Origin of the sequence: Larsenimonas salina, assembly GCF_023736155.1 — a bacterium.
GTDB classification, from domain to species: domain Bacteria; phylum Pseudomonadota; class Gammaproteobacteria; order Pseudomonadales; family Halomonadaceae; genus Larsenimonas; species Larsenimonas salina.
This window is the reverse complement of record NZ_JAMLJJ010000001.1, coordinates 493,270-513,057: the sequence shown is the minus strand read 5'-3', so window position 1 is coordinate 513,057 and position 19,788 is coordinate 493,270. Positions and strand designations below refer to the sequence as shown.

16 protein-coding genes are annotated in these 19,788 nt (G+C 58.4%); 12 read left to right on the top strand and 4 right to left on the bottom strand.

The features are described from left to right. Positions 1-7 precede the first annotated feature (7 nt). Genes tolA through ybgF form a run of 4 tightly spaced genes read left to right on the top strand, consistent with a single transcriptional unit; the run spans position 8 to position 3,858 of the window. Positions 8-1,228, top strand: coding sequence for a cell envelope integrity protein TolA (tolA, locus tag NAT23_RS02425; protein WP_251925150.1), 1,221 nt, complete (start codon positions 8-10; stop codon positions 1,226-1,228). Continuing rightward, the gene (gene tolB / locus NAT23_RS02420; protein ID WP_251925147.1) at positions 1,228-2,526 is read left to right on the top strand and encodes a Tol-Pal system beta propeller repeat protein TolB; all 1,299 of its coding nucleotides are present in this window, start codon (positions 1,228-1,230) and stop codon (positions 2,524-2,526) included. The genes tolA and tolB overlap by 1 nt, the downstream gene beginning before the upstream one ends. A 48-nt stretch (positions 2,527-2,574) precedes the next feature. Then, positions 2,575-3,084 (top strand): peptidoglycan-associated lipoprotein Pal, encoded by a 510-nt coding sequence (pal, locus tag NAT23_RS02415; protein WP_251590033.1) that lies wholly within the window; start codon positions 2,575-2,577, stop codon positions 3,082-3,084. A 57-nt stretch (positions 3,085-3,141) separates the two neighbouring features. After that, positions 3,142-3,858 (top strand): tol-pal system protein YbgF, encoded by a 717-nt coding sequence (gene ybgF / locus NAT23_RS02410; protein ID WP_251925145.1) that lies wholly within the window; start codon positions 3,142-3,144, stop codon positions 3,856-3,858. Between the two features lie 78 nt (positions 3,859-3,936). Here the strand turns inward: ybgF and NAT23_RS02405 are convergent, their stop codons facing one another. Genes NAT23_RS02405 through NAT23_RS02395 form a run of 3 tightly spaced genes read right to left on the bottom strand, consistent with a single transcriptional unit; the run spans position 3,937 to position 6,658 of the window. Continuing rightward, entirely contained in the window at positions 3,937-4,608 is a 672-nt protein-coding gene (locus NAT23_RS02405) for an HAD-IA family hydrolase (RefSeq protein WP_251925143.1), read from the bottom strand. Continuing rightward, entirely contained in the window at positions 4,605-5,327 is a 723-nt protein-coding gene (gene ubiG, locus NAT23_RS02400) for a bifunctional 2-polyprenyl-6-hydroxyphenol methylase/3-demethylubiquinol 3-O-methyltransferase UbiG (RefSeq protein ID WP_251925140.1), read from the bottom strand. Before ubiG ends, NAT23_RS02405 begins: the two co-directional genes overlap by 4 nt. Then, a complete protein-coding gene (locus NAT23_RS02395) occupies positions 5,324-6,658 on the bottom strand; it encodes a TRZ/ATZ family hydrolase (RefSeq protein WP_251925138.1) in 1,335 nt (444 codons plus the stop codon). Before NAT23_RS02395 ends, ubiG begins: the two co-directional genes overlap by 4 nt. A 116-nt stretch (positions 6,659-6,774) precedes the next feature. Between NAT23_RS02395 and mtnA the strand changes: the two genes are divergently transcribed. From mtnA to msrA, 7 genes are all read left to right on the top strand, one after another. Further along, positions 6,775-7,821, top strand: a complete 1,047-nt coding sequence (gene mtnA, locus NAT23_RS02390) for an S-methyl-5-thioribose-1-phosphate isomerase (protein WP_251925136.1) — start codon at positions 6,775-6,777, stop codon at positions 7,819-7,821. Positions 7,822-7,893: 72 nt separating this feature from the next. After that, the gene (galU, locus tag NAT23_RS02385) at positions 7,894-8,784 is read left to right on the top strand and encodes a UTP--glucose-1-phosphate uridylyltransferase GalU (RefSeq protein ID WP_251590027.1); all 891 of its coding nucleotides are present in this window, start codon (positions 7,894-7,896) and stop codon (positions 8,782-8,784) included. Positions 8,785-8,786: 2 nt separating this feature from the next. Then, positions 8,787-10,073: a nucleotide sugar dehydrogenase gene (locus NAT23_RS02380; protein ID WP_251925134.1), complete on the top strand. Its 1,287-nt coding sequence runs from the start codon at positions 8,787-8,789 to the stop codon at positions 10,071-10,073. A 163-nt stretch (positions 10,074-10,236) separates the two neighbouring features. After that, complete coding sequence (locus NAT23_RS02375; protein ID WP_251925133.1) at positions 10,237-11,154, top strand: hypothetical protein; 918 nt, start codon at positions 10,237-10,239, stop codon at positions 11,152-11,154. A 44-nt stretch (positions 11,155-11,198) separates the two neighbouring features. Then, a complete protein-coding gene (tamA, locus tag NAT23_RS02370; RefSeq protein ID WP_251925130.1) occupies positions 11,199-13,040 on the top strand; it encodes an autotransporter assembly complex protein TamA in 1,842 nt (613 codons plus the stop codon). Continuing rightward, a complete protein-coding gene (gene tamB, locus NAT23_RS02365; RefSeq protein WP_251925128.1) occupies positions 13,040-16,924 on the top strand; it encodes an autotransporter assembly complex protein TamB in 3,885 nt (1,294 codons plus the stop codon). Before tamA ends, tamB begins: the two co-directional genes overlap by 1 nt. 3 nt (positions 16,925-16,927) lie before the next feature. After that, positions 16,928-17,554: a peptide-methionine (S)-S-oxide reductase MsrA gene (msrA, locus tag NAT23_RS02360; protein ID WP_251925126.1), complete on the top strand. Its 627-nt coding sequence runs from the start codon at positions 16,928-16,930 to the stop codon at positions 17,552-17,554. A 9-nt stretch (positions 17,555-17,563) separates the two neighbouring features. Here the strand turns inward: msrA and can are convergent, their stop codons facing one another. Further along, positions 17,564-18,217, bottom strand: coding sequence for a carbonate dehydratase (can, locus tag NAT23_RS02355; RefSeq protein WP_433962193.1), 654 nt, complete (start codon positions 18,215-18,217; stop codon positions 17,564-17,566). A gap of 127 nt (positions 18,218-18,344) precedes the next feature. Between can and gorA the strand changes: the two genes are divergently transcribed. Further along, entirely contained in the window at positions 18,345-19,709 is a 1,365-nt protein-coding gene (gene gorA, locus NAT23_RS02350; protein ID WP_251925123.1) for a glutathione-disulfide reductase, read from the top strand. The last annotated feature ends 79 nt before the right edge of the window (positions 19,710-19,788 follow it).

The window sequence follows — 19,788 nt, the reverse complement described above, 5'->3', positions numbered from 1 at the left end:
ACACACGATGGCTTATCATTCACGCCCGCCCGGCTATGGCCTGCCTCTGGCTCTTGCGCTGGCGCTCCATGGCGGCATTCTTGGCCTTACTCTGATGACCTGGCCGGAAAAGAAGCCTGACGAAAGCTCCAATGCCATCGTCAATGCGCGCCTCGTTCAAATGGAAACCGCCACTGACAAGCCTCAGCGACCTTCTGAGGCCAAGGGAACGGCCATGCCCGACGCGCCGGAAAAACAGTCCGAAGCACCGACCCCAGAGAAAGAGACGGCCGCACCAGAGCCTGCTGAGACCACCCCAAGTGACGATCAGGTTGACCTGAAGCAAGCTGAAGCAGAGGCCAAGCAAAAGGCTGAAGCAGCCGCCAAGCAAAAGGCCGAAGCAGCCGCCAAGCAAAAGGCCGAAGCAGCCGCCAAGCAAAAAGCTGAAGCAGAGGCCAAGCAAAAGGCCGAAGCAGCCGCCAAGCAAAAGGCCGAAGCAGAGGCCAAGAAGAAAGCCGAAGCAGAGGCCAAGAAGAAAGCTGAAGCAGAGGCCAAGAAGAAAGCTGAAGCAGAGGCCAAGCAAAAGGCTGATGCAGCCGCCAAGCAAAAGGCCGAAGCAGCCGCCAAGCAAAAGGCCGAAGCAGCCGCCAAGCAAAAAGCTGAAGCAGAGGCCAAGAAGAAAGCCGAAGCAGAGGCCAAGAAGAAAGCCGAAGCAGAGGCCAAGAAGAAAGCTGAAGCAGAGGCCAAGAAGAAAGCCGAAGCAGAGGCCAAGAAGAAAGCCGAAGCAGAGGCCAAGAAGAAAGCTGAAGCAGAGGCCAAGAAAAAGGCCGCAGCTCAGAAAGAAGCCGAGCGTCAGAAAAAGCTGGCCGCCGCTGCCGCCGCAGCGAGCCAGGATGCGTTCGGCAGTGCCGTAAGCGATGAGAAACAGTCCATTTCCAACGCCAAACAGGCGCAGGAGGCTGCCAATGGCTTCAAGAATCTGGTCCGGCGCTATGTTGAGCAGGCGTGGCGTCAACCCGATAATCTGAGCCCGGACATCAAGGCAACGCTTACACTTAAACTGTTGCCGACCGGTGAGCTGGTCGATGTTCGAGTAACACGCAGTAGCGGCAATGCGGCGTTCGATCAATCGGCGATCCGCGCGGTGCAACAGGCGGCACCGTTCAAGGAGCTGCAACAGCTGTCGCCCGCCCAACAAACACAATTCAGAGAGTTCAATCTGCTGTTCAATCCGGAGGATGTGCGCTGATGAGACAAATGCTACGAGCCGCGCTGGCCTTTATCGTCCTGGCGCTTGCCGCCAGGACGGCCATGGCGGCCAATGACCTGACCATCGAAATTACCAAGGGTAATGATCAAGCGATTCCAATTGCGGTCGTTCCGTTCAAGGGTGAGGGCACATCCCCCGGCACCGATGTTGCCCAGGTCGTTGCCGATGACCTCGAGCACAGCGGCCGCTTCGATCCGATCGACCGCAAGGATCTGATTTCACTGCCAGGCGCGGGGGACACCCTCAACTACAGCGACTGGAAGATGATCAATGCCAACTATGTGGTGGTCGGCAAGATGACGCCAGAAGGCAATGGCTACAAGATCAGCTTCGAACTGCATGATGTGCTGGGGCAAAAACGTGTACTGGGTCAGTACGTCAGCGCCTCCAGGGATCAGCTACGCGCAGGCGCGCACTTCATCGCCGATCAAATCTACAAGAAGATCACGGATGTTCGTGGCGCATTTTCGACGCAGATCGCCTACGTCAGTGCAACCGGCACCGACCAGAACATGCAGTTTACCTTGAACGTTTCAGACTATGATGGCTACAACGCTCGCCAGGTCTTGAGTTCCAACGAGCCAATTCTATCGCCGGCGTGGTCTCCCGATGGCAAAAAGCTGGCCTATGTCTCATTCGAAGGCGGTCGACCGGCCATTTACGTTCAGCAGCTTACCAGTGGCAAACGCATCAAGTTGACGTCGTTCAAGGGCATCAATGGCGCACCGGCATGGTCACCGGATGGGCGTCGTCTGGCCATGTCGCTTTCAAAAAGCGGGCATCCTGAAATCTATGTCATGAACCTTGCCGATCGTTCACTGACGCGGCTAACCAATTCGAGCGCGATCAATACCGAGCCAAGCTGGTCTCCGGATGGTCAGCACATCCTCTTCACTTCCGACCGCAGCGGTGGACCACAGCTCTACGAATACACCCTCGGCAGTGGTCAGGTCAGCCGCAAAACCTTCACAGGTGCCTACAATGCCGGCGGCCACTATGGGCCTGATGGCAAGAACATCTTCATGGTTACTCGTGATGACAGTGGCTATCACGTTGCAAAACAAAGCCTTGAAACAGGCCGTGTTACAGTGCTTACAAAAACACGCTGGGACGAGGCACCGACCATTGCACCGAACGGGACAATGGTGGAATATGCCACTCAGCGGGGAACTCAAGGAGTTCTCGGCTTGGTGTCAGACGATGGGAAAGCGGAATTCGTGATTCCATCGACAAAAGGGAATGTCCGTGAACCGGCGTGGTCGCCCTTTACGGACTAAAACGCTAAGCTAGTATTTGTTGTACTTTTAAAGAGCAAGGAGAGTCCTATGCAGTTCACCACGACAGCCAAAACTCTGGCAGCCGCACTTTCATTTGCAGTAATCGCCGGCTGCTCCAGCGGTGGTGGCACGCAAGACGGCACAGGAAGTGGCACCATGGATACCGATGGCATGACGTCTGGCACATCCAGCCAGGGCATGAACAGCGGTCAGAACATGAACGTCCAGATGCCGGACGTCATGACCATCTACTTCGAGTTTGACCAGGAAACTATCCAGTCCAAGTACGAGCAGGTCCTTAACGGCCACGCGGCGTATCTGAAAGCCAATCAGAGTGCAAGCGTTGTTCTGCAGGGTTACGCCGATGAGCGTGGCACCCGCGAATACAACCTGGCGCTTGGCGAGCGCCGTGCCAATGCTGTCAAGCAGTACCTGGTCATGCAGGGCGTTTCTGCTTCACAGATCGAAGTCGTAAGCTACGGCGAAGAGCGTCCGGCAGTTGAAGGGCACTCCGAGTCTGCCTACGCCGAGAACCGTCGTGTCGTCTTTGACTACTAAGACGCGGAGTATTGCATGAACTACAGTCTGAAAAGACTGTGCGGCGCGGGAGCTTTAATGCTCCCGCTGTCCGTTGCGGGGCTCTCCCCAGCACTCGCCGCACAATCGAACTCCCTCTACGATCAGACCGGCATCAGCTCCGGCGGCCTGTCTACATTTAATCAGCTTCAAAGCCAGCAGCAGGATATCAATGCGCTGCGCGGGCAGATCGAAGAGCTGAAACATCAGCTCCAAGAGCAGAAAGAGTTGTCCCAGAAACGTTATATGGATCTCGAGCAGCGTCTGTCCAACGCCGATAGCCAAAGTGCGTCGACGTCGAATCAGGCGAGCTCGAACGAGGATAACGATCCGATCTCAACGGCGGCTCGCCAGGGGTCAAGCACCGCAGCAACGGGTAATGACGGCGCGCAGCAGGCCTATCAGGACGCATTTTCGAACGTTCAAAGCCGCAAGTTCGACGAGGCAATCGATGCCTTTGAGAAATTCACTGCGAGCTATCCGGAGTCGAATCTGAATGCCAACGCCTATTATTGGCTCGGCGAGTCCTACGCAGCCAAGTCGCAGCTGAGTAAATCAGCCGGTGCGTTTCAGACGGTACTCGACAAGTACAGCAACAGCAGCAAGGTGCCCGATGCGATGTATCGCCTGGGCTTGGTCGAGGCTCGGCTAGGTAATGGCTCCAAGGCCATGGCGCTATTGAAGCAAGTCGTTAGCGACTACCCCAATTCCGGTGCAGCGACCAAGTCGCAGAACTTCATCGATCAGATGCGCTGAGAAAAGCGGCGACACGCCGCTTTTCCCCTTTGGGCATGATGGCTTTCAAACGGCTCATCCTTTTGAACGCATTTGCGTCTAAAGACCCAGCTGTGCTCGAAGTGCCTTGGTGGCATCGGCTGGCGTATCAAACAAAAGATCCGCCAACCACGAGGCTGGATCATCTTCATCTCGCAGATAGCCGTAACCCACTGCAATCGCCACCATGCCGGCGCGTCGAGCGGCATCGACATCACGCTCATGATCGCCCAGATACCAGCACGCACTTGGTGACACGCCGAGCCGCTCGGCCGCAACCAGTAGCGGCGTAGGATCGGGTTTTTTCACGGGAAGATCATCCGCGCACAGCAGGACATCAGGCTGTACATTCAGTGCCTCAAGCAGGGGCATCGCAAACTGTCGGGGCTTATTGGTAACGATTCCCCAAGGCACGGCACGCCGCTTGAACGCCTGCACCAGATCGGCAAAACCGTCGAAGAGCCGACTATCAACGGCCACATCCTCGCCATAGAATTCCAGAAGCTGTGTCCGACAGGCATCGTGCTCCGGGTGATCAATGGGCATATCGAGCGCAAGTGTCACCAGCGCACTGCCACCGTGAGAGACCTCGCGCCGGATCGTTGTTTCATCCAGCGCAGGGCGACCATAGTGTTTTCGCAACCGATTGGTGGCCCGCGCCAGATCAGGCGCGGTATCGACAAGCGTGCCGTCGAGGTCGAACAGAATTGCTGCAGGGGTCGGCAGCGTCATGAGGCGGTCTCTTCCTTGCGGAAATGAGCAAAGTAGTTGACCTTCAAATCGTTCGGCGACAGACGGTAGCCTCGGGTCAACGGGTTGTACTGCATCCCGGTCAAATCCTGCGGAGAGAGCCCGGCCTGGCGTGCCCAGCGCGCCATTTCTGATGGCCGGATGAACTTCTTGTAATCATGGGTGCCCTTGGGCAGAAGCCCTAACACATATTCGGCACCGACCACCGCCAGGGCGTACGCCTTCGGATGTCGATTGATGGTCGAGAAGAACACATGCCCACCCGGCTTGACCAGGCGCGCGCAGGCCTCGATCACGCTTGCCGGTTCAGGCACATGCTCAAGCATCTCCATGCACGTGACGACATCGAACGTACCGGCGTGTTCATCAGCAAGCTTTTCGGCACTGATACAGCGGTAATCAACGTTGATGCCACTTTCTTCCTGGTGAAGTCGTGCGACCGCAAGCGGCGCCTCTCCCATGTCGATGCCGGTCACCTGTGCACCGCGATAGGCCATGGCCTCGCTTAGAAGACCACCCCCGCAGCCGATATCCACAACGGTTTTACCAATCAGATGCGCACGCTGGTCGATGTAATCGAGCCGGAGCGGATTGATGTCATGAAGCGGCTTGAATTCACCGTCTCGGTCCCACCAGCGTTCCGCCAGCGCTTCAAACTTGTCGATTTCAGCGCGATCCACATTCTCTGTCTGCGTTGTCATGCCGTGCCTTCCTTGCTCATTTCGTTGCGTCGAACCTCGACGGTATCCATCAGGGCCGCTTCATCGATGCGGGTTAATCGACCATCGCTTAAAAGCGGTGACCCCTTGACCCAGACGTGGGTGACCTGACGGCTATTGACCGCATACACCAGCGCCGATTCCGGATGGTGAACGGGGAGGGTATTGAGTGCGTTCAAATCGACCGCCATCAGATCGGCCTCGAAACCGGGCTTCAGCTGACCGACGCGATCGCCCAATCCGATCGCGCGCGCGCTTTCACGGGTCGCCATGGCAAGCGCGTCCATCGCCGGCAGGGACTGCGCGTTTCGGCTTATTCCCTTGGCAAGAAGCGCTGCCGTTTTCATTTCATCGAACATATCCAGATCGTTGTTGCTGCACGCACCGTCGGTGCCAAGGCCGACCACCGTACCTTGAGCACGAAGCTCCGTGACCGGACACATGCCGCTTGCCAGTTTCAGATTCGACTGGGGGCAGTGAATGATCGACGTGTTTGACTCGGCCACAAGCGCCATGTCCGAGGCGTCGAGTTGCGTCATGTGTACTGCCTGAAAATTTGGGCCGAGCAGCCCTGCCGAGGCCAGTCTCGAAAGAGGGCGACGGCCGGTCTTGGCTCGCTCCTGCTCGATTTCATCGGCGGTTTCGTGCACGTGCATCTGAATCGGAAGCCCCAGCGATTGCTGCGCCTTGTAAAGCATTGCCAGGCTGTCATCGCTCACCGTATAGGGCGCGTGGGGGCCGAAGGCGAGGGTCAACGTGTCATGAGAAGCCACCTGATCCATTAGTGCCCGGGTCTTATCGAGCCCATGGCTGAAATTTTTTGACCAGGGGATTTCGAAGTCGATCAAGGGCGTGCAAAGCTGCGCGCGCATGCCGGAGGCCACGATCGGCTCAACTACGTCTTCCGGGGCCAGGTACATGTCGGAGAACGTGGTGGTTCCGGAGCGGATCATTTCCGCCATTGCCAGCCGCGTGCCATCGGCAACAAACTCGCCTTGCATGAAGCGGGCCTCCGCCGGCCAGATGTGCTCATTGAGCCAGGTCATCAGCGGAAGGTCATCGGCGTAGCCACGCAAAAGGCTCATGCCGGCATGATTGTGCGCATTGACAAACCCCGGCAGCACGGCATGCTCGGTCAGTCGGTGGTGCGTCTCGGCGCAGTATCTTGGCGCGATCTGATCGATGGGGCCTAGATCGATGATGCGCCCTTGATCGATTGCGATCGCCTGATGTTCAAGTACAGGCTGGTCGTCCGTCATTGGCAGGACCCACCGACATTCGAGCAATAACTGGATCGACTGGGGCGAAGACATCGTATATAGGCTCCTTGTAAGATGGAACTCTATTCTAGCGGTTAGACTGGCCGGGGTCAGGTACAGGCGCCTAATCGCTTGCACATCTGTCTTTCTTTTTCAGGAACTCGTCTTCTATGTCCACACCGCTTAACAGCGCCATCGATTGGCAGGGCGATACACTCTGGCTGCTCGATCAAAGGGCGCTGCCCGTCGACACACACTGGCTCGAATGTACGCACGTTGATCAGGTCAACGAGGCCATTCAAACCATGGTGGTTCGTGGGGCGCCGGCCATCGGGATCGCGGCGGCCTACGGCGTTGTCCTCTCGGCCATCGCTCACCGGGCGGCCTCCACGATCGATCCGATCATCGATGACTGTGCTCGCTTGGCTCAGTCACGGCCGACGGCAGTCAATCTTCAATGGGCCATCGATCGAATGCTTGGCGTACTTAAAAAGCATTCAGCACCGCTGCCCGCCATCGATGCCCTTGTGCACGAAGCCGAGACGATTCATCGAGAAGACATCGAAAACAACCTCGCGCTGGCCGAGCACGGCGCCGCCTTTCTGGCGCAGCAGGAACCCACCCCCTTTGCCGTGATGACGCATTGCAACACCGGGGCACTTGCAACCGGTGGCCATGGAACGGCGCTCGGCATCATACAGACTGCATGGTCTCAAGGGGTAATCGACCATGTGGTGGTCAATGAAACCCGCCCCTGGATGCAGGGCGCTCGTCTGACCGCCTGGGAGCTTCAACAGGCCGGCATTTCAATGGCGCTTCAAACCGAAGGCGCTGCAGGGCTGACCTTTTCAAGCGGCAAAACCCGGTGGCTCATTGTCGGTGCTGATCGCATCGCTGCCAACGGAGACGTTGCCAACAAGATCGGCACCTACACGCTTGCCATCGCGGCTCGCCATCACGGCATGCGCGTTATGGTCGCAGCACCGATCAGCACGTTCGATCTCTCGATTCCGGATGGGTCACACATTCCAATCGAGACACGCTCGGAAGACGAATTGTTCTACCAAGGCAGCACGCGGATCGCGCCAGACGGCATCCGCGCCTTCAATCCGGCCTTCGATATTACGCCTCATACACTGATCGATGCGCTCGTTACCGAGCAGGGGGTCATCGAGGCGCCGTGTCGGGAAAAAATCGAAAACCATGTTAAAGTTTAAACCCAGTTACGCACAGACATGTCATGATCGGTCTGATATGTTGCCACCCCCAATCAAATAAAGGACCAAGGAATGATCCGTAAAGCAGTCTTGCCCGTCGCCGGTTTTGGTACTCGTTGTCTGCCTGCCTCCAAGGCCATTCCAAAGGAAATGATCACCATCGTCGACAAGCCGGTGATCCAGTACGTCGTTCAGGAAGCGGTCGAAGCAGGCATCAAAGAGATCATTCTCGTTACACATGCCACCAAGTCAGCGATCGAAAACCATTTCGACACGCACTTTGAGCTCGAAAACCAGCTCGAAGCCAAAGGCAAAGACGAGCTGCTCGATGAAGTACGCAACATTGTCCCAAGCGACGTGTCCATCATCAGCGTTCGCCAGCATCAGGCCCTCGGCCTCGGTCACGCTGTCGCCTGCGCACGTTCTGTCATCGGCGATGAAGAGCCGTTCGCGGTCCTTCTGCCGGACGTTCTCGTCGACTGTGACGGTCGCGACAAGAACGACCTTCGCGGCATGATCGAAGCCTATGACGCAACCGGTCAGGCGCAGATCATGGTTGAAAGCGTTCCGCAGGAAGTCGCTTACAAGTATGGCATCGTTGCCCTCGAAGGCGATGCGCCGTCTCCGGGTCAGAGCGCCAAGATCACCGGCATGGTCGAAAAACCGGCCACCGGTGAAGAGCCGTCTACCCTTGCCGTCATCGGCCGTTACCTTCTGCCGGGCCGCATTTTCCCGCTGCTTGCCGAAACCAAGCCGGGTGCAGGCAACGAAATTCAGCTGACCGACGCCATCGACGCGCTTCGTGGAGAAAGCGACGTAGCGGCGTATCGCATGCAGGGCGATACCTACGATTGCGGTCATCAGCTAGGCTACCTGGAAGCCACGCTGTCCTTTGCCAAGCGCCATCCGAAATTCGGCGAAGGATTCCGTGAACTTCTGACCCGCTATAGCCAAGAGGGATAATCATGCAAGTCGTTGTACACGGAAGTACGTTGAGTGCGGCCACCGCCGCGACCGCGCTTTCCATGGTTGGCCACCGTGTACATTGGTGGCCGCACCCCGACACGCCCTTTGAACGGCTCGAGGAAAGCGAGTGGCTGAACAGCGAGCCGGGTCTCAAGACCCAGCTCGATCAGGCGCGCGCCCAGGGGTCGCTCACCATTTGCGACAAGCAGAGCGGGCTGCCCCGGGCCAACATCTATTGGCTCGCGCTCGATCCCGACAAGTACGACTACGCCCGAGACTGGGTTCAGACCGTACTTGCCAAGGAGAAGGGCGAGTTCGTCATCGTCAACAACAGCACGTTCCCGATCGGGTACACGGAAACACTGTCGAATCTGTTTACTCGGCCGGGCCAGTCCTGTGTTGCGCTGCCTGACATGCTGGAAGAAGGGCGGGCGATGGCCATGTTCACCCGGCCGACCCGCATCCTTCTGGGCAGTGATGACGAGTTTGCCATCAAGCAGATCCGTGAACTGCTGCGCGCCTTCAACCGGCGCGAAGACTCATTCCAGTTGATGCCCTGCAAGGCCGCCGAGTTCACCAAGCTCGCGATCATCGGCATGCTGGCAACGCGTATCAGTTACATGAACGAGCTGGCAAGCCTTGCCGATACGATGAACGTCGACGTTGAAGTGGTGCGACGGGGCATGGGCGCCGACCCTCGCATCGGGCATCAGTACCTTTACCCAGGGTGCGGCTTCGGTGGCCCGAACTTCGCCCAGCATCTGACGCGCCTTTCAGAGATTCAGGCGGAAAAGGGCAGGGATTCCCAGCTCATGCAGCAAGTGCTCGACATCAACGAGCACAAGAAGGAAACCCTGTTCAGGAAGCTCTGGCAGCACTACGAAGGGCAGCTTGTCGGTAAGACAGTTGCCATCTGGGGCGCCTCGTTCAAGCCTCACACGGCGAGTATCGACAACGCGCCGTCAATCGCGTTAATGCAGGCGCTGTTCGCCCAGGGCGTCAAGGTGCAGGTTCACGATCCGATGGCACTGCCTCGGCTCAAGGAGTTCTTCGGTGACCATCCGCTTTTGACACTTTCCAACAGTGCCTATGAAGCGTGTGACGGTGCAGAAGCACTTCTGCTTGTCACCGAATGGAAAGGGTATTGGAACCCGGAATGGCAGCGCTTGAGCACTCTGCTCAAAACGCCGCTCATTCTTGATGGGCGCAATATCTATGACCCCGCCTATGTAGCCGACAAGGGCTTCATTTACCGGGGTATCGGCCGTCGCGCCGACCCACGGTAGCGTGTGGTGGAAATCAAAAACGGGCTCCCTTGGGAGCCCGTTTTTTTAAGTCCATGTCAGCCTGAATGGCAAACTGAGGCGTGTTAGTCTTGTCTTTGTAGTTGATCTGACAGACAACACCTGATCTGTCCTTGCCCGGCCGCCGAATCACGACGGAATAGACATGCAAATAGTGCCCGACCCCAACGATAAAACGTCTTCGAACACATCGTCAGCGCGCAAACCGTCTCGCGATGGTGCCTCAGCCGCACCGACGTCGAAACAGGCTCTGCTCTGGGCCATGCTGGGCCTTGTCACCTTAAGCGCGGCCGGCGGCTTCTATTACCAACACCACCAGCTTAAAGAAACCCGGGCACAGCTTGACGCACTGCAAAGTGCCCTCGGCGAGAGTTCCGATACCGATACCGATGCCGAAAACGTGATCACCCGCATGCGCGCGCAGTCTAAAAAGCTTGAACAACAGGCTGGTATCACGGCCCAGCTCGAACAGGACGTCGAGGCGCTCGGTGCTCAGCATAAGCAGTTTGCCTCGGCTTCCAACGTGGCGGCTGCGGAAGAGCATGCTCAGGGCGAGCGCGCTCGGCTTGAAACGCAAAATGAGGCGCAATCGGCGCGACTCGACCAATATACCCAAACACTTACAACGCTCAAAAATCAGCAGGACGCCATAACCGCAGCCCAGACGTCACAGCGTGAGCGTATTGATCGCGTGCAGGAAGGGCAAACGCAGCAAGGTGCCTCACTCGATGAGTTAAAGGCAGGGCTCAAGCGTCAGGAGGTTCTTTCCAAACAGCTCGATAGTCTCGAGCGCCGTCTGAACGAGCTTGAAAACGGCCAAAAGGCGCCGGATGAGCTGGCACAACTTCAAAAGGACCTGGCCCAACAGAAAAAGGCCATGGCTCAGCTTTCAAGCCAGCTCGATGCTCAGTCCTCGGACATTACTGCGCTTCGGGCGGCCAATGAAGGGCCGAACGGCGATCTTGATGTCATTAAATCGCGTCTGGATCGGCTGGACGACAGCCGCCGCCAGTTGAGCGGCCGCGTTGCCCAGCTCATTACCGAAGTCAACAGGCTTCAATAAATCAATCAAGTCAACAAAAAAATCAAGACAAGAACGGACAACACATGACCAGGACGTCATCAGCACTGTGGGGAAGATACGCCGGCCCGGCCGTACTCGCTTTGTCGCTGCTACCGGCTTCAGCGTACGCACTCGATGCCTCGGTCGAGGGCATCGACGGGGAACCGGCCACCAACATCGCCAATTTTCTGGCGCCGATCTCCATTCCTGAAAACGCGCGCCTTGAAAGCTACAAGGCGGAGGTGGCCGATAAATCACAAAAGGCGCTGCACGCGTTCGGTTACTACTCGGCCGAACTCGACATCACCCTTGAAAACCGTGACGACGTCACCGTGCGGGTAACGCCTGGAAGGCCTGTGAAGCTCAATCACCTGTGGCTCCAGTTAAGCAGCGCTGGCGCCGATGATGACGCGCTCAAGCAGTTGATCGATGACAGTACGCTCAAGGCGCGCAAGGGCAAGGCGCTTCATCACGCCGATTACGATGGGCTCAAGACCAAGCTTCAGAACATGGCGCTTCAGCGTGGCTACTTCAACGCGCGCTTTGTAACCCATCGCCTCGAAATTCGCCCCTGGGCCCACCAAGCCAACGTTGCCTTGTCGATGGACACTGGCCCCCGCTACCGCTATGGCGACATCACCATTTCCGGCAACCAGATCGATGAAAACCGCCTAAAGGCCATGATGCCGTTTCATGAAGGCGAGTATTACGAAACCAACGACCTGGCCACCTACAATCAGCGCCTGTCCCAGATGGGGTGGTTCAAGAGCATCACCGTCGCCCCAAGACTCGATACCGCCGAAGAAGATACAACGATCGCCACGCCGGGCACCCCTGAGCTGGGGCAGCCGCCAGGCGCCGGCGCGCAAGACAGTACCGAAGACAGTACCGTCCAGCCCCCCAAAGAGGCCCAGGTACCGATCGACGTCAATCTGGTGCCCGCCGATCGACACCGCTTCGAAGTCGGGGCCGGCTACGCTACCGACGTAGGCCCGCGGTTTCGCTTCAGCTGGGATCAACCCTGGGTCAATTCCCGTGGCGACAGCTGGAATAATTCGCTCTACCTCTCTGCGCCTCGAACCGTGTTCGAAGGGCTTTATTCTATTCCGCTGGACAACCCCCTGCGTGATAGCTGGGAAATTCCCTACGGCCTCAAGAAGATCGACAACGAAGATACCCGAAGCTTTGAAAGCTCGATCGCGCTTGCCCGCCAATGGAAGTTCTCCAACGGCTGGCATCAGCGTGTCTATGTTCGAGCCACCCGCGAAGACTTTACCCAGGCCGACCAGGACGCAACGGTCTATCTTCTGGTCCCCGGCGTCAGCTGGCGTCGCACGGCCGTTGACGATCAACGCTTTCCCATGCACGGCAACCGCCAGGACGCACTGTTTGAAGTCTCGGACCCGGCCTGGGGCTCCGATGCCCGGTTTGTTCGAACACGGCTCAGCTCGCAGTGGATCACGAGTCTCGGCACTGACAATCGCTTTGTCGGCCGCGTGACCGTCGGCGCAACAGCCACCGACACCTTCGATCAGATTCCCCCGTCGCTGCGCTTTTTTGCCGGCGGCGACAACAGCCTTCGCGGCTACGACTACGAAAGCCTCTCTCCGGAAAACGACGACGGCGAACTGCTCGGCGGGCAACATCTGTTGACCAGCACCGCCGAATACCAGCGCCGAATCACCGGCGATTGGTGGGGTGCGGTGTTCACCGATGCGGGTAACGCGTTTAATAAATGGTGGCCCAACGACATCAAACACAGCGCCGGCATCGGAGTGCGCTGGATTTCACCGGTCGGCCCGATTCGCTTCGACCTGGCCAAGCCCCTCGGGGACGAAGACGACTCCGGCGTACATATTCACTTTGCGATAGGGCCTGAATTCTGATGAAGAAGGTACTCAAGGGCGTTTTCTGGACACTGATCAGCCTTGTCGCCTTGGTGTGTCTTTGCCTGGGGCTTGCGCTGTCACCGTGGGGCACCCAACAGCTTCTGGGTTACGCCAAGTCAAAAGGCTGGATCGAGTATCAATCGGTCTCGGGTGCGCCGCTGGACGACCTGACCCTGACCGGAGCATCGCTTGATACGGCAGGGCTTAGCCTGCGCGCGGATACGCTGCGCCTTGATTGGTCAAGCGACTGCCTGACCAGCGGCGCACTGTGCATCGATGATCTGACCGGCCAAAACATCGACGTCACATTAAAGCCGGCACCGGGCGAGGCACCCGAGGCGGAAGAGGCATCGAACGGCGGCGGGCGAATCTCGACGCCCATTCCGTTGGAGGTTCGTAATCTCGATGTCGATCAGCTGAACGTGACGCTTGCCAACGGCGCGCGGCTTGGTTGGGCACGCTTCACATCAGGGCTGCGGTTTGAAGGCCATACGATTCATATCGACCGCACCGAGCTTGTCGACCCGTTTTACGACGCAACCGCCGTCACGCCATCGACCGATCCTGCGCCCGCGCCGGCCAAAACGGGCAGCGCCATTGATAATCCGCTCAAGGCGCTGGACCAGGAGCCATCGACGGATCGTATTGACCTACCAGGCATCGTGCTGCCGGTCGATATCGATCTACCGTTTCTGGCCGTCAAAAATGCCCGTATCACGAGTGCTCCCGACACCCCACAGACGATCGAGACGCTGGAACTTGCCGTTCAAACGCGCGACAGCCACATCAAACTCGAGCGTGCGCACCTGGAAGCCCCGCAAGGTCGACTCGACCTTAACGGTGAGATCACTCTTTCTGACAACTACCCGATGACGTTTGACCTCGACAGCCGAATCAACGCAGCGCCCTTTACCGGCCAGAGTCTTGCGCTGTCACTTACGGGCGACGCCTCGAAGGCCTCGCTGGTGCTCAAGGCCGAAGGCGACGTAACGGCAAGCGTGGAGGGCAACGCCGATATGCTGGCCCCACGCCTGCCGTTTGATATAAATCTCACCGCGCAGAAGACCCAGTGGCCGTTCAAGGGGGTGCCTACCTATTCCCTGGATACCCTCACGGCCCGTTTGAGCGGCGATCTGGACGGTTACCGACTTGCCATCGACGGGACAGGCGCAGGCCCGGAAGTCAGCTCACTGGCACTCAATGCCCGGGGCAGCGGCAATGCAACCTCTTTTGACTGGCAGACGCTTCGCCTTGAAACACCAAAGGGTCGGCTTTCGAGTGAGGGAACCCTTTCGTGGGCCGAGGGAATTGCTGCCCGCGCAACACTCGATCTCGCCTCGCTTAATCTTGGCGCCCTGACGCCGTCCGTTTCAGGAAGCCTGAACGGTCAGGGCAAAGTCGAATTTACCCAGCAGCCAGAAGGCCCATGGTCGGTCGATATGCCGGGATTGAAGCTAACGGGTACGGTTCAAAATCGGCCGTTCCAACTCGATACCGCGCTTTCCGGCACCAGTGACATGCGCTGGGACATCGAGCGCTTTGCCCTGCGCCAGGGCCCGAACCGTGTCCGGGCCGAGGGGACGCTTTCTGATACCTACAACCTCGACGCGACCATCGATGCCCCGAACCTGAGTACGCTTTTGCCAACGCTCGCCGGCCGACTCGATGGCACCATTGCGCTTTCCGGTAGCGCGGAAAAGCCGGTCGCCAAGGTGCGCCTTGAAGGGCGGTCGCTGGCCTTCAACACCCTTTCGATCGGTCAGCTGGGCCTGTCAGCCACCAGCTCCGGCAAGACCGACCCGCGACTTGATGTGGACCTGTCGCTTGACGAGCTTCAAACCGGCGCACAAATCTGGTCAAGCATTGCGCTGACGCTCGACGGCCGACTGAGCGACCACCAGCTTGCACTCGATGCCAAGGGCGGGCCCAATAACGCAGTCGATGCGCTGTCGAGCCATCTGGCCGGGCGCTTCGATCAGCTCAAGCAGCGCTATACCGCAACGATCGATCAACTTGGCACAACGCTTTCGCGCGGGGATCGAATTGCGCTCAATGAGCCGCTGCGCGCCACCGTGCGCCTTGATCAGTCGCGGGCTCACCTGGAACCGTTCTGTCTCGTGCGTGAGCAAGGGGGCTCGCTGTGTCTTTCCGAGGCGGCCGACCTTGGTGCTGACAAGGGCGCCATGACGCTCTCGCTCAATGATATTCCCATGAGCGTTGCCAACAGCGCACTGCCTGATGGCTGGCAGGCCAGCGGCACCACCCTTGGCAACATCGATCTTGCCTGGCAGAACCAGGCCACGAGATGGCAGGCCGATGGCGAGCTTCGCTCCACGCTGGACCTTGAAGGCCAGGCCGCCGATGGTAGCCCATGGCAATTGCCTCAAACCCGGGCCCGATTGAGTCTTGATGCCACGCAATCCCGGGCGCGTGCCGACCTGGATCTTGACCTCTCCGAGGCCGGCAAGCTCGGACTCGAAGTCAATGTCGATGATCCGATGGGCGCGCGGAGCCTCGATGGGGCATTAACGGTCGACCGGCTTCAGCTCGAGCCGTACCAGCCCCTGGCCGCCCAGCTCGATACGCTGAAAGGGCAACTCAACGGGCGAGTGGCGTTGTCAGGCTCGACAATCGCGCCCCGACTCAATGGTCAGCTGACGCTCGATCAGGTTCGAGTCAGCGGCCGGGATATTCCGGTTGCACTGGACGACGCCCGGGTCGCGCTGAACCTGCAGGGGGATCATGGCACCCTCGACGGCGCACTGACGTCCGGCGACGCTACATGGGATCTGGGCGGGCAGGCGAGCTGGCCAGAAAGCGGCAACTGGGACGCCCGAGTCACGCTCGATGGCGCCGACCAACCGCTTCTGGCATCGCTTCCCGCTTACGGGCGTGTTCGTGTCGCGCCGGATCTTCAGGTGGAGGCCACCCCCGAGCGTCTGGCCATCGGAGGCACCGTGCGGATTCCTTGGGGCCGAATCGAGGTCGACGCCTTGCCGCCGTCCGCGGTCTCGCCGTCCAAGGATGAAGTGATCCTGACCCGCGAGGAAGCCGCTCAGACGGATCAGGCGCTTGAGCAGGGTGAGCTTCCGGACTGGGCTACCGGGCAGGCTCTTGAAGAGGCGGGGATGGATCTCGACGTGAACGTCAATGTCCTTATCGGCGATGACGTGACTCTGAACGCCTACGGTCTGGCCTCCAACCTCAACGGCACGCTGAGGGTGCGCCAAAGCCGCGGCACGCTGCAGCTTTTGGGCGACATTGACCTCAGTGGCGGTCGCTTCAAGGCCTACGGCCAGAACCTGATCATTCGCAAGGGCAAGGTTACCTTCAACGGGCCGCCTGCCGAGCCGTACCTGGATTTCAGGGCCATCCGTGACCCGGACACGATCGAGGACGACAACATCATTGTCGGCCTTCAGGTCACCGGCAGTGCCAGCCAGCCCAACATCCAGGTGTTTTCCGACCCTGAAATGAACGAGACGGCCGCACTTTCGTACCTGCTGCGAGGGCGGGCGCCGGACGATTCGGGAGACAGCGACAATGCGCTCGCCTCGGCGCTGATTGGCCTGTCGGTCTCTCAAAGCGGGCGCGCGATCGGCTCGCTCGGCGAAAATTTTGGCATCCAGGATCTGACCCTTGATACCGCAGGCTCCGGGGATTCAAGCCAGGTGGTTGTCAGCGGCTATCTGTTCGATGGCTTGAAAGTCAGCTACGGCGTTGGCATGTTCTCCTCCATTGCCGAGCTGACGCTTCGCTACAAGTTGATTCAGAGTCTGTACCTGGAGGCCGTCTCCGGCACCAATCAGGCGCTGGATCTGATCTATACATTCAGTCTTGGCAAGGCAAAAACGCCTGCCGAGCAACGCACGGAGGAATGAGATATGGGTCTATCGACCATGCCGACCGCCGAAACGGCCTTACCCGGCCGGGATACGTCCATGCCGGTGGTTACCGAGCATCACGTCAACGAGCGCTCGATCGTTCCACCGTATCCAAGCGGCCATGAAGAGATCGTGCTGGGCCTTGGCTGTTTCTGGGGAGCCGAGCGGCTGTTCTGGCAAACGCCTGGCGTGTGGGTCACGGCGGTCGGTTACGCCGGCGGCCTGACCCCAAATCCTACCTACAAGGAGGTGTGTTCAGGGCGAACCGGCCACGCGGAAGTGGTGCGTGTGGTGTTTGATCCGACCGTTATCGGTCTGCCCGAGCTTCTGCGCATTTTCTGGGAGTCTCACGACCCAACACAGGGCATGCGTCAGGGAAATGACGTCGGCACCCAGTACCGGTCGGTCATTTATTACACCGACGCGCATCAGCTGGAAAAAATAAAGGCCAGCGCCTTGGAGTATGAACGGGCGCTGGATCAGGCGGGGGTAGGCAAGGTAACCACCGAAATAAAACCGCTGGAGACGTTCTACTTTGCTGAAACGGATCATCAGCAGTACTTGAGCAAGAATCCAGCGGGGTATTGCGGCCTCAAGGGCACCGGCGTCAGTTGCCCGATTGCCTGAGCGTGAAGCTCAGGCAGTCCCCACGGGCTTGATGAAGTCGAACCGGTAAAGCTGGTCGATCTCATCGAGCCTATCTTGTGAGCATTCGAGATCCTTGACCTGGCCATTACTCAGGCTGTAGCACCAACCATGAATCGACAGGTTCTGACCGCGTGCCCACGCGCGCTGAATGATCTTGGTCGAACACAGGTTGCTGACCTGTGCCATGACGTTGAGTTCACACAGACGATCGGCCTGCTGTTCGATCGAAAGCGGTGACAGTTCGCTTCGGTGCATGGCACTGAGCTGTCTTAGCGAGTGCAGCCAATAATCGACAATGCCGCATTCGTCCCCGTCCAGCGCCGCTCGGACACCCCCACAACCGTAGTGACCGACAATCATGATGTGCTCGACGCCCAGCACATCGACCGCGTACTGGATCACGGACAGGGCGTTCATGTCGTTGTGGTGAAGAATGTTGGCCACGTTTCGGTGGACAAATACTTCCCCCGGCGGAAGGTCGATGATCTGGTTGGCCGGCACCCGGCTGTCACTGCAGCCTATCCAGAGAAACTTGGGGGTTTGCTGCTTGGACAGGCGTTCGAAAAAGGCAGGGTCCTGCGTCTGCATCTCCTCTGACCATTTTCTATTTTGTTCCAATAGCTTCTGAATATCAGGAGAAATGCTTTTGCTCATCGGTTTTAGCCCTTAATACGTCTTGAGTGAATTACACAGCTAGTATAATGACCCCCAAATCGAACGTCTGTAGTTGATCCGTGACTACATCACTATCCATCCGGGAGCTTTATTAGTGTCCAGTTTTGAGTACGACCTGTTTGTTATCGGTGCCGGTTCCGGCGGTGTACGCGCCGCGCGTACGGCAGCCTCAAAGGGCGCCCGCGTTGCCGTGGCCGAAGACCGCTACCTCGGTGGCACCTGCGTCAATGTAGGCTGTGTGCCCAAGAAATTATATTCCTACGCCGCGCATTTTCAGAGCGACTTCAAAAATAGCAAAGGCTATGGCTGGAGCATCGATGACGCGCCACGATTTGATTGGGCGACGCTGCGCGATAACAAGACCCGCGAGATCGAGCGGCTGAACGGCATTTACGGCAAACTGCTCGATAACTCCGACGTCACGTTGATCGATGGCCGAGCAACCGTCGTCGGACCCAATGAGGTCGAGGTCAATGGCACGCGCCACACGGCGAAAAAGATTTTGCTGGCAACCGGTGGCTGGCCATGGGTACCGGAGTTTCCGGGCAAGGAGCACGTGGTCAATTCCAACGAAGTGTTTGACCTCGAATCGTTCCCGAAGCGCTTTCTGGTGTTGGGCGGGGGGTACATCGCCGTCGAGTTCGCCAGCATCTTCAATGGACTCGGCGCAGAGACGCATCTGGTTTATCGAGGCGAGCTCTTTTTGCGCGGCTTTGATAATGAAGTGCGTGAATTCACGCGCGATGAAATGGCCAAGAAGGGCGTCAACCTTCATTTTCAGACCAACATCGAACGCATCGATGCACGCGGTCAGGAACTTGACGTCACGCTGACCACAGGCGGTGTGATCACGGTGGATGCGGTGCTTGGCGCCACCGGCCGTAAACCCAATCTCGACGGGCTCGGGCTCGATAACGTCCATATCGATATGACATCCTCGGGCAAGATTGACGTTGATGAGCACTATCAGACCGCAACGCCGTCAATTCTGGCCCTTGGTGATTTGATCGAAGGGCCGGAGCTGACGCCGGTGGCACTTGAAGAGGCCATGCGTCTGGTCGAGTGGCATTTCAGCGATGAACGAACGCTACCGGCACTTGAGCTCGACAAGGTGGCGACTGCCGTATTCTGCCACCCCAACATCGGTACGGTAGGCTTGAGTGAAGAGAGCGCCCGCGAGCGCTTTGACAAGATCCGGATCTACACCGCCGACTTCAAACCGATGAAACACACACTCTCCGGGAGTGATGAACGCTGCTTCATGAAGCTGATCGTCGATGACGCCTCCGACAAGGTGTTGGGTGTTCATATGGTCGGTGATGAAGCCGGAGAGTTGATTCAGGGCATGGCCATTGCCGTGCGAGCGGGGCTGACCAAGACCGATTTCGACGCAACCGTCGGAATTCACCCGACCAGCGCCGAGGAATTCGTGACCATGCGTTCCGTCACGCGTCACTGAGCACTCGTTACGCTACAAAAAACGCCGCTTATGCGGCGTTTTTTTATGGATAGACCTTAGGGGTACACGAAAAACCGGC

What these genes read in the sequence shown, in the direction of transcription:
- tamA (WP_251925130.1), top strand. Translation starts at nt 11,199, where the DNA reads ATGACCAGGACGTCATCAGCACTGTGGGGAAGATACGCCGGCCCGGCC.
- tolB (WP_251925147.1), top strand. Translation starts at nt 1,228, where the DNA reads ATGAGACAAATGCTACGAGCCGCGCTGGCCTTTATCGTCCTGGCGCTT.
- NAT23_RS02380 (WP_251925134.1), top strand. Translation starts at nt 8,787, where the DNA reads ATGCAAGTCGTTGTACACGGAAGTACGTTGAGTGCGGCCACCGCCGCG.
- tolA (WP_251925150.1), top strand. Translation starts at nt 8, where the DNA reads ATGGCTTATCATTCACGCCCGCCCGGCTATGGCCTGCCTCTGGCTCTT.
- NAT23_RS02375 (WP_251925133.1), top strand. Translation starts at nt 10,237, where the DNA reads ATGCAAATAGTGCCCGACCCCAACGATAAAACGTCTTCGAACACATCG.
- tamB (WP_251925128.1), top strand. Translation starts at nt 13,040, where the DNA reads ATGAAGAAGGTACTCAAGGGCGTTTTCTGGACACTGATCAGCCTTGTC.
- ybgF (WP_251925145.1), top strand. Translation starts at nt 3,142, where the DNA reads ATGCTCCCGCTGTCCGTTGCGGGGCTCTCCCCAGCACTCGCCGCACAA.
- galU (WP_251590027.1), top strand. Translation starts at nt 7,894, where the DNA reads ATGATCCGTAAAGCAGTCTTGCCCGTCGCCGGTTTTGGTACTCGTTGT.
- mtnA (WP_251925136.1), top strand. Translation starts at nt 6,775, where the DNA reads ATGTCCACACCGCTTAACAGCGCCATCGATTGGCAGGGCGATACACTC.
- msrA (WP_251925126.1), top strand. Translation starts at nt 16,928, where the DNA reads ATGGGTCTATCGACCATGCCGACCGCCGAAACGGCCTTACCCGGCCGG.
- pal (WP_251590033.1), top strand. Translation starts at nt 2,575, where the DNA reads ATGCAGTTCACCACGACAGCCAAAACTCTGGCAGCCGCACTTTCATTT.
- NAT23_RS02405 (WP_251925143.1), bottom strand. Translation starts at nt 4,608, where the DNA reads ATGACGCTGCCGACCCCTGCAGCAATTCTGTTCGACCTCGACGGCACG.
- ubiG (WP_251925140.1), bottom strand. Translation starts at nt 5,327, where the DNA reads ATGACAACGCAGACAGAGAATGTGGATCGCGCTGAAATCGACAAGTTT.
- NAT23_RS02395 (WP_251925138.1), bottom strand. Translation starts at nt 6,658, where the DNA reads ATGTCTTCGCCCCAGTCGATCCAGTTATTGCTCGAATGTCGGTGGGTC.